The following is a 14166-nucleotide window of genomic DNA, read 5'->3' on the forward strand; positions in this document are numbered from 1 at the left end:
TTGATCCGTCGATCGTCCGCCAGGCTGGCCGCCGCACCCCTCGCCTTGCTGCTCGCCGGCTGCACGACCCTCTTCCCCTCGCCGCCGCCGCAGCCCCCGACCGCTCAGGGGATCGCAGCGCAGCAGGAAGCCGCGATCGACACGCTGCTCGCCCGCATGACCGTCGAGCGCAAGGTCGCCCAGCTGGTCATGCCGGACATCTTGACGATCACCCCCGAGGACGTCCGCCGCTACCGCTTCGGTACGATCCTCAACGGCGGCAACAGCGGACCCGGCAACAATGACAAGGCCCCGGCGCCCGAGTGGCTGAAGCTCGCCGACACCATGTGGGAAGCCTCGACCGCACCGATGGAGGATGGCGGGCCGGTCATCCCGCTGCTGTGGGCAACCGATGCCGTCCACGGCCACAGCAATGTCCCCGGCGCTACCATCTTCCCGCACAATATCGCGCTCGGCGCGGCGGGGGACGAGGATCTCGTTCGCCGGATCGGCCGCGCCACCGCCGCCGAGATCGCGGTCACCGGCATCGACTGGACCTTCGCCCCAACCATCGCGGTCGCCCGCGATGACCGCTGGGGTCGCACCTACGAAAGCTATGGCGAGGACGCTCTGTTCGTCGGCCGTCTGGGCGCGGCGATGGTCGAAGGGCTGCAGGGTCGCCCGGGCACGCCGGAGTTCCTGGCGCAGGACCGGGTCATCGCCACCGCCAAGCATTTCTTCGGCGACGGCGGGACCAATGGCGTCGACCAGGGCAATGCCCGCGGCACCATGCCAGCGCTGAAGGCGATCCATGCGACGCCCTATTATCCCGCCTTCGCGGCCGACGTGCAGACGGTCATGGCCAGCTTCTCCTCGATCAACGGCGAGAAGATGCACGGCAGCAAGCCCCTGCTGACCGACCTGCTGCGCGGCGAAATGGGCTTCAAGGGCCTGACCGTCGGCGACTGGAACGGACATGGTCAGGTCCCGGGCTGCACCAACACCGACTGTCCGCAGGCGTTGATGGCCGGCCTCGACGTCTTCATGGCCCCCGAAGAGTGGAAGGGCCTGCACGAGCGGCTGGTCGCACAGGTCAATGCCGGCACCGTTCCGCAGGCGCGCCTCGACGAAGCGGTTCGCCGGGTCCTCCGCCTCAAGTCCGCCGCCGCACTGTTCGACCGGCCCAAGCCCTCGGCCCGGCTGCTCGGTGGCAAGTTCGACCTGATCGGCAGCGCCGACCACCGTGCCATCGCCCGTGAGGCGGTGCGCAAGTCGCTCGTCCTTCTCAAGAATGACGGAGTCCTGCCGGTCCGCGCCGGCGCCACCGTGCTGGTCGCCGGCACCGCCGCCGACAACATTGCGCAGCAGTCGGGCGGGTGGTCGATCACCTGGCAGGGCGGCGGCGCGCTGACCAACACCGACTTCCCCGGCGCAACCAGCATTCAGGCCGGCATCGCCGCTGCGCTGGCGCACGGAGGCGGCCGGGCGATCCTTGCTCCCGATGGCCACACCTCCGAGCGCCCGGACGCCGCCATCGTCGTCTTCGGCGAGGAGCCCTACGCCGAATTCAGCGGCGACCGGAAGGACTTCGCCTTTCAGGACGATGCCGCTCTCGCGACCATGCGCCGCCTGCGCGCGCAGGGCATCCCGGTCGTCGCCGTCTTCCTCTCCGGCCGTCCGCTCTGGGTGAACCGCTTCCTTGCCGAGGCCGACGCCTTCGTCGCCGCCTGGCTTCCGGGCAGCGAGGGAGCGGGCATCGCCGACGTGCTGATCGGCGGACCCAACCGCGAAGTCCGCCACGATTTCACCGGCCGCCTCCCCTTCAGCTGGCCGGCCCGCTGCGACGCCGATGCCGGCAACGGTTCTGACGGGTTCCCGCTGTTCCGCCGCGGCGAGGGTTATGGCTATGCCGCGCCTCCACCCGCCGGCCGGACCTTCGACGCCGCTTGCGCCCTGCTCGACCGCCAGGACCAGGAACGCACCCTCTTTGCCCGCGGCAGCACCTCCGGCCTCACCCTCAGCGTGCAGGATGCGAGCGGCACCGCGCCGCTCCCCAATGGCATTGGCCAGGGGCCGGCCGGAACCTTCTCCGTCCGCGGCGTCGATCGCCACGCGCAGGAGGACAGCCGCCAGCTCGCCTGGACCGGCCCTGCAAGCCTGATGCTGAAGGCATCGAATGCCACCGGGCAGGACCTGCTGATCGACTATGCGATCGACGTGGCCCCCGCAGGGCCGGTCCGCTTCGGCAGCTCGCTCGACCTCACCGAGACCTTGGTCGTCGCCGCCGGCAAGGGCTGGCGACAGATGCGGCTGCCAGCCCCTTGCCTCGGCCGCTCGCCGTGGACTCTGCGGGCGGAAGCGCCCGTCACCTTTCGCATCTCGGCAATGCGCTCGGTCCCCGCACGCACTGAACAGCAGGGCTGCGCCGGCACCTTCTGAAATTCCCGCGCTGCAGGGTTCGCCCGGCCCCAACTTCGACTGGAAGATCGCCTGGGCCGCGCGGCGCTTCGACGTGGCGGAGGGGAACCAGCGCAACCGCGTCCTCGGCAAGGCCGGCGAGAAGCGCGCGTTCCACTACGAGCGAGGTCAACGGAACGCTGCCGGTCGCCCCGCTCCTTCCTGATAAGTCAGATGGGCCGGTGGCGGCTCCCGTACGGGTCACCACCGACTGAGTCTGTCCTCATTGGCTTTGTCCTTGGTCGAACGGAGTGGCGCAAATCAGCCAGAGCCTCGGCGGTCGGCCACTTGCACTCGATCTCCCGCGGATAGCAAATGCCGCCCGTCTACCCGCGCCACATGGGGGCCGAGGCGGCCGATGGCGGCGCGCTGGCTGATCGGTTCACCCGTTCCGTCCTGCGGCAGCGCCAACTCCCCAGTTACCACCGAGAGCCCGGAACAGATCGATCTGCGCTTCGACGATCCGAGCGTCGCTTTCGGCCAGAGCGGCCTCGGCATCGGCAAAGGTCCGTTCGGCGTCGAGCAGTTCGAGCGAGCTGATCTGACCTTCGCGCTGCAACGCACGGGTGCGGCGAACCACCGCTTCGGCCTGGGTCCGGGCGGAGGCCAGCGCGGTGCGCCGTTGCTGGGTGCGCTGATAGGCAGACAGGGCTGTTTCGGTTTCCTGCAAGGCGGTCAGGATGCTGCCGTCAAAGTGGGCCAATGCAATCCGGCTGTCTGCTTCGGCCGCGGCAATGCGGGCCCGGGTCGCGCTCCGGTTGACCGTCCAACTGAGCAACGGCCCGGCCAGCCAGCTAAGCGGGTTGAACAGACTCGATACGCTTGTGCCGCTTCCGCCGACAGAGCCACCGAGAGAGATGCTCGGATAGAGGTCGGCGGTGGCCACGCCGATCCTGGCGGTAGCGGAAGCGAGGCGCCGCTCGGCAGCACGCACGTCCGGTCTGCGGGCAAGCAGCCCGGCGCCGTCGCCGACCGGGATGGGACTTGAGAGCGCCAGCGTGGCAGTGCGTACCGCCGCGTTGGGCGGCAAGTCGCGCGGTGCGCGGCCGGTCAGGGTGGCCAGGCGCAGCAGCGCTGCGGTGCGTTCGGCTTGCAGCAACGGTATCTCTGCTTGGCGTTGATCGCGGAGCGCAGCGATGCGGGCCGTATCGAGGCCTGTCACCAGACCGACCACCCGCCGGCGCTCGGTCAGCTGGAGCGAGCGGTCGAGCAGGCTGACGATGCGCTCGGCGACAGCGATACGCTCCGCCGCCGAAGCCGCGTCGGCATAAGCCCGGGTGGTGTCGGCGACGACGAGAACACGGACCGCATCGGCCTCGAAGGCGGCAGCGCCGGCATCGCCGCGCGCGGCCTCGATCGAGCGCCTCAGCCTTCCTGCGAGATCGACCTCATAGGCGACGCTCAACCCGGCATCAAGCTGGAGGTCGGTGCCGTCCTGCCCAGCCGCAATGGATTGTGGCGAGCGGCCCACCTGACCGCCGGCGCTTGCTCCGATTTGCGGCTCACGGGCGGCGCGGGTCTGGCGAACCACTGCCCGTGCCCGCTCAAGGCGGCCCACCGCGACACGGACGTCGGTATTGGCGGCAAGGGCGTCGGCGACCAGGCCGTCGAGGACGGGATCGCGGTACAGGCGCCACCAGTCTCCCGCCGGCTGGGCGGCGGTGACGAGCGGCGTGTCCGAGCCGAGGAACGGCGCGGCGGCGGCCGGCGACACCGGGTGGGCGGCATAGTCCGGGCGCTTGCGCAGGCGGCAAGGGCAAGGGCGGAAGCGGCGATCAGCAGCAAGCGCTGGGTCATGATTAGTCTCCTCATTCTGCCGGCGCGGGCAGAGCGGCGGGCGCCGCGCGGCGTTCACGCAGGCGAGCGATGCGGTCGGCAAGGCTCCGGCAGACGACGTAGAATGTGGGGGTGAAGATGAGGCCGAAGGCGGTCACACCGATCATTCCGAAGAACACCGCGGTGCCGAGCGCCTGGCGAAGCTCCGCCCCTGCTCCTTCGGCAATCAGCAACGGCAGCGAGCCGAGGATGAAGGCGAAGCTGGTCATCAGGATTGGGCGCAGGCGATCTCTCGCTGCCCGCACCGCGGCCTCGACCGGCGACATGCCGGCGGCCTCGTCCTGCTGGGCAAACTCGACGATCAGGATGGCATTCTTGGCCGCGAGCGCGATCAGCACCACCAGCCCGACCTGCGTCAGGACATTGTTGTCCATGCCGCGCAGGTTCACGCCCGCCATCGCCGCCAACAGGCACATCGGCACGATCAGGATGATCGACAGCGGGAGCACCAGGCTTTCGAACTGCGCCGCCAGCACCAGGAAAACGAACAGCACGGCCAGCGCGAAGACCAGAGTGGCCGTGCTCCCCGCGGCCTTCTCCTGGTAGGCGATGCCGGTCCATTCGGTGCGGAAGCCGGCGGGCAGCTGCGCCGAAGCGATGTCCTCCATCGCCTGCAGCGACTGGCCCGAAGAATAGCCCGGCGCGGTGTCGCCGTCGATCTCGACCGCCGGAAAGCCGTTGTAGCGCGAAACGCGATACGGTCCGGTCTTGTCTTCGAAGGTCGTCACCGACCCGATCGGCACCATCGCACCAGAGTTGGAGCGGGCCCTCAGATTGGCGATGTCGGATTCGCTTGCACGGGCGTCCGCTTCGGCCTGCGCCGTCACACGATAGGTACGGCCGAGGAGGTTGAAGTCGTTGACGAAAGCCGATCCGAGATAGACCTGCAACGCTTCGAAGATCCGCTCCGGCGGCACGCCCAGCATGTCGGCCTTGGCGCGGTCGACGTCGGCGAACACCCGCGGCGTGGAGATGTCGAATAGGGTATAGACCTGCTTCAGCCCCGGCGTCTGGTTGGCCTTGCCGATGATCCCCCACGAGAGTCCGGAGAGTTCGGCGAAGCTGTGCCCTCCGGTATCCTGCACGATCATGCGATATCCGCCGGCCGAACCGATACCCTGGATCAACGGCGGCGGGACGATCAGCAGGCGCGCCTCGTTGATATCGGCGGTGCGCTTCTGCGCTTCGGCCATGATGTCCTCAAGCTTGACGCCAAGCTTCTTGCGCTCCTCGAACGACTTCAGCGGAACATAGGCGGCGGCGGCATTTGGTGCCTGCGTCTGCGACGCGCCGTCGAACCCAGCCAGCATCACCGCGCCTTCGACGCCCTTGATCGGCAGGATACGGTCGGCGACCTTGCGCATCACTTCGTCGGTCCGCTCCAGCGAAGAGCCCGGCGGAAGCTGGATGACGGTCAGGAAGTAGCCCTGATCCTGCGCCGGGATGAAGCCGGTCGGGGTGATCGAGAACAGGCCAACGGTAAGCCCGATCAGCACCGCATAGGCGGCCATCATCCGCTTGGGCGCGGCGACCAGCCGGCGCGTCAGTCCAGCATAGCGTTCGCTGAACCGCTCGAACCAGCGGTTGAAGGCGTCACCTGCCCGCTCGGCCATCGCGGCCAGGCGGTTCTTCGGCGGCTGGTGCCCATGCGGCTTCAGCAGCAGCGCGGCCATTGCCGGCGACAGGGTCAGCGAGAGCAGAAGCGAGATCAAAGTCGCGGCCGAGATGGTGACCGCAAACTGGTGGTAGAAGGCACCCGATAGGCCGTTGAGGAACAGGGTCGGCAGGAACACCGCGCACAGCACCAGTACGATCGCCACCAGCGCTCCGGCGACTTCGTCCATCGAAGTTCGCGCGGCATCGAGGGCCGACATGCCCTTGGCAAGGTTGCGTTCGACATTCTCGACCACCACGATGGCATCGTCGACCACGATCCCGATCGCCAGCACCAGCCCGAACAGCGACAGGTTGTTGAGCGAATAGCCAACCATCTGCAGCACCGCGAAAGTGCCGATCAGCGACACGGGGATTGCGACCACCGGGATCACGGCGGCCCGCCAGCGCTGGAGAAAGACGATGATCACCAGCACCACGAGGACGATCGCCTCGAGCAAGGTCTTGCCGACCTCGTCGATCGACTGGGCGATGAACTCGGTCGGATTGTAGATGACCCTGTATTCGAGCCCCTTGGGGAAGGACTTGGAAGCGTCCTCCATCTCCTTCTTGACCAGCTCGGCGGCCGCCAGCGCGTTGGACCCGGGGCGCTGGAACACGCCCAGCAGCACGGTCGGCTCGCCCGACAGATAGGTGTTTGACGCATAGTCGGCGGCGCCGAGTTCGACCCGCGCGACGTCGGAGACGCGAACCTGGCGGCCGTCCGCGTCGCTGCGGATGATGACGTTGGCGAACTGCTGCGGGTCGGTCAGGCGTCCCTGCGTCTCGACATTGAGCTGATAGGCGGCACCGGTGGAATAAGGCGGCTGGCCGAGCGTGCCGGCGGCGACCTGCACGTTCTGGGCGCGCAGGGCGGAGACGATCTCGCCTGCCGTCAGGTTGAGCGCGGCGGCGCGATTGGGATCGATCCACACCCGCATCGCATAATCGCGGGCGCCGAACAGCTGCACGTCCCCTACCCCGTCGAGCCGCGCAAGGCGGTCGCGCACCTGGGTCAGCGCATAATTGGACATGTAGCCGCGATCGAGCGACCGGTCGGGCGACACCAGGTTCACCACCATCAGGAAGTCGGGCGACGTCTTGCGAGTGATGACGCCGAGCCGCTGCACTTCCTGCGGCAGGCGCGGGGTGGCGACCGCGACGCGGTTCTGGACCAGCACCTGCGCGGCGTTGAGGTCGGTGCCCTGCTTGAAGGTGACGGTGATCGTCAGGCGGCCGTCGCCGGTCGATTGCGACGACATGTAGATCATGTTGTCGACGCCGTTGATCTCCTGCTCGATCGGCGCGGCGACGGTTTCCGACACGGTCTCGGCCGAGGCGCCGGGATAGCTGGCGTTGACCGTGACGGTGGGCGGGACGATGTCGGGATATTGCGACACCGGCAGGCCGAGATAGGCGATGCCGCCCATGACGGTGATCAGCACGGCGATGACCGCCGCGAAGATCGGGCGGGTGATGAAGAAGCGGGACAAGCGCATGGCTGTTCTCCCCGCCCGGCGCTTGGCCGGGCGGTTGGGATAAGGGTCTATTAGCGGGTCGCGAAGGTGGCGGTGCCGGCGACCGGTGCCGCCCGGGGTGCCGCGGCGGCCGGTGCCTGCGCCTTGATCGCGCCGGGACGAACCTGGACCTTCATGCCGGGCATGGCGAGCTGGGCACCGCTGATCACCACCCGCTCCCGGGGGTCGAGCCCGGAGCGGATCACCCGCAGGCCATCGATCAACGGGCCGACAACCACCGGCCGCGGCGCCAGGCTGCCGTCAGGACCGACCACGGTGACGACCTTGCGGGCCTGATCGGTCTGGACCGCCGAGTCCGGCACCAGCAGCGCCGCCGTGGTCCCGCCTGAGGAAAGCCGGAGATTGCCGAACATCCCCGGCGTCAGGAACTGCCGCCCGTTCTGCACCACCGCGCGCAGGCGGATCGTGCCCGATCGGGTGTCGAGCCCATTGTCGGTGAAGTCGAGCCGCCCGCGCCAGCGATAGTCGGTCTCATCCTGGAGGCGGACCTGAACCTCGCTCGGCGCCTTGCCGCTTTCCTGCGCCCGGCGTGCCTTGAGGAACAGGGCCTCTGATGCGTCGAAGGTGAAGTACATGGGGTCGAGCGAATTGATGGTGGTCAGGAGCGTCGCCTCGCCGCCGGCGGGACCGCCCTGGACGAGGTTGCCCGCATCGATCCGGCGGTCGGAGATGCGGCCACTGATCGGCGCCCTCACCTGGGTAAATCCGACGTCGAGCTGGCGCGAGCGGACCCGCGCATCGGCTGCGGCCAGGGAAGCCTGCGCAGCCTCGACCCGCGCACGAAGGCGGTCGACATCGCTGCGCGCCACTGCGTCGACATCGAGGAGGCGAAGCGCCCGCGACAGGTCGGCCTGAGCGAGGCTGAGCTCGCTCCGGGCCCCCGAAACCGCGGCGCGCGCCTCCGCCAGCGATGCTGCGAACGGACGCGAGTCGATGGTGAACAGCAATTGGCCCTGCCGGACCACGGCGCCATCCTCGAAGTGCACCCCGACGATCGCACCCGACACCCGCGGGCGCACCTCGACCGAGCGGCTGGCTTCGAACCGGCCGGAATATTCGTCCCATTCCTCAACCTGCCGGACGAGCGGCGCGGCAGCAGTCACCACCGCGGGCGGCGGCGCAGCCTCAACCGAACCTGCACCTGGTCGGCCGAAGGCGATGCCGGCGACCAGCGCAAGTGGGACGAGGCCAAGCGCAACTTTCTGCCCGCGGGTCAGCCGCGACAGGCCGGCTGGTGGAGCGACAGGCGTTGCAGTCTCATCCATGGCGGGACTCACCGGGGCGTTCACCGACTGGCTCCACGCTGGCGGAGGGGGCTGCGGCTGGCGGCGATGCTGGCCTGGACCAGCTCGTAATGATCAAGGGTGAAGCCCTCGGCGAGAAACGCCTTCAGCTCACTGTCTGGCACCTTCCAGCCCTGCCGCCACGCGAAGACGGACAGCCGACGCAGCACTTCCAACCGCGGGTTGGCCATTTTGTTGGGGCGGTGCCGACCGAACAGGTTCTCCAAGGCGGCTGCGATCCTCCCCGGCTCCTTGAGACTGGCGATCGTATCGCGCTCGGCCAGGGCGACCACCGACCATTCGAGCGCCGACAGGCGTGCAGGCTTCACGATTGAGTGCGGGGTTGCCTCGACCGAAACGAGCCTGGGCCGTGGCAGCCGGACGGTCTGGGCCTGGTCGATTGGCCAGTGGGCAAGGGGAAGGGAGGCCATGGTTCGTTCCTTTCGAAGACGCGGCTCGTCGATCCGGGAAGCACAGGCCTCACGGGTCGGCTGGGAATTGCGGATGAGCAGCGACCGTGGCTGCGACGCATGACGCGCGTCGGCCTGCAACCAAGCTGCGATGATCTGGATGGTTGTCAGCGAACGCGACTAGCGCGTGTCGAAGACCTTTTCTGTGTGGAGTGCCACTGGAGCTTTCCTCTGTTCTATACTGAATGGTACATAAACAGCTTCAGCTCAGGTCAATAGTTTCATACCGCTTGGTAAAAAACTTTTTCGGCTATTTTCCAGGCCACATGGCAAGGCTGGTGCGCACCACTTCCTCAAGTTGCGCCTTGCTGGCGCCGCTGCCGGCCTGGACCGACATGCCCTGAAGGATTGCAAGCAGGTAGTTGGTGATGCCTTCCACATCGGTATGCGGCGGCAGATCGCCCTCTTCCTTGGCGCGCTTCATCCGGTCGATGAGTGCCTGCTGCGAGGACGCCCGGCGAGCAATCAGGTCGGCTCGAACCGACTCAGCCTCGGCTCCGCAACTCATGGTGCTGATCACGCGCAGGCACCCGCGCGGCTCACATTCGCTGGTCTGCATCTCCAGCGCGCCGGTCAGCATTCGCTCGGCTACCTGGCGGGAGGTCGGCGCGGCCAGGGCTTCCCCGACATAGGCGAGCTTCTCGCGCTCGTAGAGGTCGAGAGCCTTGCGAAACAGGGCTTCCTTGTTCCCGAAGGCGGCATAGAGGCTGGGACGCGTAATCCCCATCGCTTCGGTGAGATCGGTCAGCGACGCGCCTTCATAGCCCTTGCTCCAGAACACCCGCAGCGCTGCCGCCAACGCATCGTCGACGTCAAACTCGCGCGGTCGACCTTTGCAGACCTTGGGCATGAGGGAAACCATATCGACCGGTATATAAGTCGGGTCGGCCGGGATTCCAATCCGCTTTTCAAGACAGCTCGGCCTTCCAGCGAACATCGAGGCCCGACAAGGACTGCACCCATGTCTTTCCGGGGGTAGCTGACATTGCAAAAGCTTGGCGGCTGCCCCGCGAAACATCCTTCTGTTGACCGCTGGTAACTCAAAACTGCATGCGACTCAGATGCTGGAAGGCTCGAATCCTCAGGGCTTGCTGGCCGTGCTGGAGCGGCACGGGCCGGAGCTGCGCCGCTTCCTGCTGGCGCATGGTGCCGGCGATGCGGTCGAGGATCTGTTGCAGGAGCTGCGAATGAAGCTGCTCGCCAGTCCGGCAGGTCCGGTGCAGTCGTCGCTGGGCTATCTCTACCGTGCCGCGACCAATCTTATGATCGACCAGCGCAGGTCTCGTGCGCAAGCCGGGCAGCGTGACCGCGCTTGGGCTGAGCTTCTGGATCGGTCGGCAGAAAGCGTGGATCAGGAGCCTTCGCCAGAGCGTCGGCTCGACGCGGCGCAGCGCGCCGCTCTTGTCCAGAAGCGGCTGGCCGCATTGCCCGAGCGGGCACGCAGCATTCTGCTCCGCCACCGCGTGGATGGCATAAGCCAACGGATGATCGCGTCTGAATATGGCGTCAGCCAGAGCACGGTCGAGAGCGATCTTCGGACCGCCTACCGCCTGCTCGATCGATTGCGGGACGAATTGCATGAGGAAAACCCGCAATGAGTCCGTCAGGTCAGCATGGGGACGACATGAACCAGCGCCATTCACTCCGGGAGGAAGCGCTCAACTGGCTCGTCCGCACCAACGATCCCGAGTTCTGCGACTGGGATGGCTTCACCGCCTGGCTCGAGCAGGATCGGGCGCACGCCGAAGCCTATCACCGGCTTGCCGCAAGCGAGCTGGAGATGACGCCGATCGTAGCCGAGCAGGCGATGGTTCAGGACAATGTCGAGGCACCTCAACCGGACCGCAGACGTGTCTGGTTGATCGCGGGGCTGTCGGTTGCGGCAAGCGTCGCCGGGCTGGTGTCGTTTCAGACGCTGAAGGGCGAGCAGATCATTACCCGGCCGGGCGAGCAGCGGACCATCGCCATGGCGAGCGGCAATGAGCTCGTGCTCAATGGCGACACGGCAATCACCATCGCTGGCTGGTCGAAAGACAAAGTGCGGTTGGAGCGCGGACAGGCATTGTTCCGGCTGGCCGGAAAGGATCGCTTGATCGTGAAGGCTGGCGAGCTCGAACTGGTCGATATCGGCACGGAATTCGAGGTAACTCGAAACGGGGCTCGAACCCATGTGGTCGTAAGCGAGGGCGCGGTGCTGGTCGATCCCGGCGGTGCCGAATTGAAGCTCGATGCCGGTCAGCAGCTTGACGCGGCGGATGGTGCCACCCGATTGCGGTCGACTGCCGCTCCGGCGGGAGTCGCCGGTGCTTGGGCCCGTGGCCAGCTCGTCTATGTCGACGCACCGGTGCGAGAAGTCGCCGCCGACCTCCGGCGGTCGACTGGACAGGTCTTTACGACGAACTCTGCTTTCGGCGGCCAGCGGTTCACTGGCACCCTCAACCTTGCCGACGTGCGCCGCGATCCAACCACGCTCGGTCCCCTGCTGGGAGTTTCGGTGCGCCCGGCTCGGGAAGGTTGGCAACTCGGGGAGGACTGACGCAATACGCTTGCTTGCAGGGTCGCTTTCACTCGCCGTCCTCATCGGAACTCCGGCTGGCGCGGCAACATCGACCATCACCATCAACGTGCCTCCGGGCAGTGTGACCGATGCGGTCTTCGCGATCGGCCGCCAGACCGGCGTGAGCATCTCTTTCCAGGGAGGTGGCGCGATCAGTCGCAAGGTTCCTGCGCTCAAGGGGCGTATGGCGCCGGCCGATGCCGTGCGCCTCCTCGCCGCGCATGCGGGGCTGAACGTGCGTGCAGTCGGTCCGAAGTCGTTCGTCCTGTCACCACGGCGTTTGTCTGTACTGCGGCAGGTGTCGGCTCCTGTCCGCCAGCCAACTCCGCCACCGAGGCAGGTTCGCGCGGCTCCTCCCCTACCCGACCCCGCCCCGCAGGACATCGTCGTCACCGCCAGCAAGCGCGACACTCTGTCCCGACGTTTTCCCGGGCAATGGTCGCGCATCGATGGCGACGATCTGGCCCTCACCGGCGCGAGGGGCACGGAGGCGGTCGAAGCTCGAAGCGTCGGTTTCGCCTCGACGCATCTGGGTGCGGGGCGCAACAAGCTCTTCATCCGTGGAATCGCGGACTCCAGCTTCAGTGGCCCGACCCAGTCGCCGGTCGGACAATATCTCGGCGACCTCAGGACGGGTTACGCCGGGCCCGATCCGGACCTCCGGCTGGTCGACATGAATTCGGTGGAGATCCTGGAAGGGCCGCAGGGCACACTTTATGGCGCGGGCGCGCTGGGCGGAATCATGCTGCTTCGCCCGAACATGCCGGACAGCAGGCGCTTTGGCACGCAGGCCAGTGTCGGCCTTTCCGCGACCGAGCATGGCGAGCCCGGCTATGACATCGCCGCTACGATCAACGCGCCGCTCGGGGAACGCGCTGCCCTGCGGGTCACCGGCTATCGCAGCGACGAAGGCGGCTATGTCGACAATCGGCTGACGGGTGACCGCGACATCAACGACGTCGCGGTGACCGGCGGGAGGCTAATCGCCAGCAGCGAACTTACCCCCGGATGGTTCGCCGATGTCCAGCTGACCGGGCAACGGATCCGGGGTGAAGACAGCCAGTATTCGGACGACGTGGGTGAAGGCCTCAGCCGCGCAAGTCTGGTTGACCTCCCCTATTCTTCCGATTTCGCGCTCGTCAGCTTCACGCTGCGCAAGGACAGCGGCGATCTTCGGGTGCGCTCCACCACTGGCTTCATCCGGCAGGAGGTGGACGAGCGCTTCGACTTCAGCAGCCTTGCCGAGCAACGAGTGCTGAGCCAGCGCAGCCGCGCACGAGGGTTCAGCAGCGAAACCCGCCTTTGGCGGCCAAAGCACAACGGGCTGAGCTGGCTCGTTGGCCTGAGCCTGCTCGACCATCGTTTCGCGGTCCGTCGCGACCTCGCCGAGCAGGGCTCTGAACGGCGCCTCGGCGGCGCCATCAACCACATCAACGAAGTGACGCTCTACGGCGAACTAGGGGCCGAATTGAATGACTTCATCGATATGACGGCAGGAGCAAGACTAACCGAAACCAACCTCACGAGTGAGGGTCAACATCTCAGTGCCTTTGCCTTTCAGGCGCTTGCGGCAATCGATCCGGAGCGCAACGAACGGCGCTTTCTCCCTTCCGCCTCGATCCTCGCGCGACCGGTCGAAGGGCTCAGCCTCTATCTCCGCTATCAGCAGGGTTTCCGTCCGGGCGGGTTATCGATCGCCAACGAGAGCGTCCAAAATTATCGACGCGACCTGCTAGCGACAGCCGAAGCAGGCTTTCGGGTCGGCACGCCTCTGGTCGGACGCTTCGACCTAGCGGGAAGCGTCAGCCGAAGCCGCTGGCGGTCAATTCAGGCCGATTACCTTGACGGAGCGGGACTGCCCGTCACTGCAAACATCGGCGACGGGACGATCTGGTCGGCCACGTTGAATGGCGGTGTGCGGCTCACGAGCACGCTTAGGCTGGAAGGAGGAATTGCCTTCAACGATGGTCGCGTGAACAGCCCCAGCGCCGAACTAGCGAGGCTTCTCGCAGCGGCGCCGCTGCCCTCTTCCGGCCACATGCGAATTCCGAACATCGCGCGCGTGGCAGGCCGGGGAGCAATCCATTACAGGCGCAACATTGGTAACGGCAACTCGCTTCAGCTGAACCTTTATGGCCGCTACGTTGGTGCGTCGCGGCTCGGGATCGGCCCGCGGCTCGGCGAGCGCCAGGGCGACTATTTTGACTCCGGCTTGCTCGCGAAACTGAATGGCGGACAGCGGACAGTCACCTTCTCCCTCATCAACCTGACCGATTCAGTTGGGAATCGCTTTACCTTCGGAGCGCCGGTTCAGACCGGCACGGACCAGCTCACCCCGCTGCGTCCGCGCACGGTTCGGGTGGGCCTGGAATGGGCTTTCTAAAAGAAGGCGC

9 protein-coding genes are annotated in these 14166 nt (G+C 66.9%); 4 read left to right on the top strand and 5 right to left on the bottom strand.

Annotation, left to right across the window (positions count from 1 at the left end; translation table 11 throughout):
* Complete coding sequence (locus tag JOY29_RS04130; RefSeq protein ID WP_300974924.1) at window positions 1–2418, top strand: glycoside hydrolase family 3 protein; 2418 nt, start codon at window positions 1–3, stop codon at window positions 2416–2418.
* A 400-nt stretch (window positions 2419–2818) separates the two neighbouring features.
* Here JOY29_RS04130 and JOY29_RS04135 read toward each other — a convergent pair whose 3' ends face one another.
* The 5 genes from JOY29_RS04135 to JOY29_RS04155 all read right to left on the bottom strand — a co-directional run bounded on the left by JOY29_RS04135 (window position 2819) and on the right by JOY29_RS04155 (window position 10078).
* Window positions 2819–4291 (bottom strand): efflux transporter outer membrane subunit, encoded by a 1473-nt coding sequence (locus tag JOY29_RS04135; RefSeq protein WP_367280030.1) that lies wholly within the window; start codon window positions 4289–4291, stop codon window positions 2819–2821.
* Entirely contained in the window at window positions 4245–7424 is a 3180-nt protein-coding gene (locus JOY29_RS04140) for an efflux RND transporter permease subunit (protein WP_300974925.1), read from the bottom strand. Before JOY29_RS04140 ends, JOY29_RS04135 begins: the two co-directional genes overlap by 47 nt.
* Before the next feature lie 50 nt (window positions 7425–7474).
* Window positions 7475–8728, bottom strand: a complete 1254-nt coding sequence (locus JOY29_RS04145; protein ID WP_300974926.1) for an efflux RND transporter periplasmic adaptor subunit — start codon at window positions 8726–8728, stop codon at window positions 7475–7477.
* Window positions 8729–8748: 20 nt separating this feature from the next.
* Window positions 8749–9177 carry a hypothetical protein gene (locus tag JOY29_RS04150; RefSeq protein WP_300974927.1) on the bottom strand — a complete coding sequence of 143 codons (429 nt, stop codon included), beginning with the start codon at window positions 9175–9177 and terminating at the stop codon, window positions 8749–8751.
* 289 nt (window positions 9178–9466) lie between these two features.
* A complete protein-coding gene (locus JOY29_RS04155) occupies window positions 9467–10078 on the bottom strand; it encodes a TetR/AcrR family transcriptional regulator (protein WP_300975476.1) in 612 nt (203 codons plus the stop codon).
* Window positions 10079–10211: 133 nt separating this feature from the next.
* Between JOY29_RS04155 and JOY29_RS04160 the strand changes: the two genes are divergently transcribed.
* The 3 genes from JOY29_RS04160 (at window position 10212) to JOY29_RS04170 (ending at window position 14156) form a co-directional block, all read left to right on the top strand.
* A complete protein-coding gene (locus JOY29_RS04160) occupies window positions 10212–10814 on the top strand; it encodes an RNA polymerase sigma factor (RefSeq protein WP_300974928.1) in 603 nt (200 codons plus the stop codon).
* A gap of 26 nt (window positions 10815–10840) precedes the next feature.
* Window positions 10841–11752 (top strand): FecR domain-containing protein, encoded by a 912-nt coding sequence (locus JOY29_RS04165; protein ID WP_300974929.1) that lies wholly within the window; start codon window positions 10841–10843, stop codon window positions 11750–11752.
* Between the two features lie 205 nt (window positions 11753–11957).
* The gene (locus JOY29_RS04170; protein WP_300975478.1) at window positions 11958–14156 is read left to right on the top strand and encodes a TonB-dependent receptor; all 2199 of its coding nucleotides are present in this window, start codon (window positions 11958–11960) and stop codon (window positions 14154–14156) included.
* The last annotated feature ends 10 nt before the right edge of the window (window positions 14157–14166 follow it).

The organism is Sphingomonas sp. LHG3406-1, from assembly GCF_029637485.1.
Taxonomy (GTDB): domain Bacteria; phylum Pseudomonadota; class Alphaproteobacteria; order Sphingomonadales; family Sphingomonadaceae; genus Sphingomicrobium.

What these genes read in the sequence shown, in the direction of transcription:
- JOY29_RS04140 (WP_300974925.1), bottom strand. Translation starts at nt 7,424, where the DNA reads ATGCGCTTGTCCCGCTTCTTCATCACCCGCCCGATCTTCGCGGCGGTC.
- JOY29_RS04170 (WP_300975478.1), top strand. Translation starts at nt 11,958, where the DNA reads ATGGCGCCGGCCGATGCCGTGCGCCTCCTCGCCGCGCATGCGGGGCTG.
- JOY29_RS04145 (WP_300974926.1), bottom strand. Translation starts at nt 8,728, where the DNA reads ATGGATGAGACTGCAACGCCTGTCGCTCCACCAGCCGGCCTGTCGCGG.
- JOY29_RS04150 (WP_300974927.1), bottom strand. Translation starts at nt 9,177, where the DNA reads ATGGCCTCCCTTCCCCTTGCCCACTGGCCAATCGACCAGGCCCAGACC.
- JOY29_RS04155 (WP_300975476.1), bottom strand. Translation starts at nt 10,078, where the DNA reads ATGGTTTCCCTCATGCCCAAGGTCTGCAAAGGTCGACCGCGCGAGTTT.
- JOY29_RS04165 (WP_300974929.1), top strand. Translation starts at nt 10,841, where the DNA reads ATGAACCAGCGCCATTCACTCCGGGAGGAAGCGCTCAACTGGCTCGTC.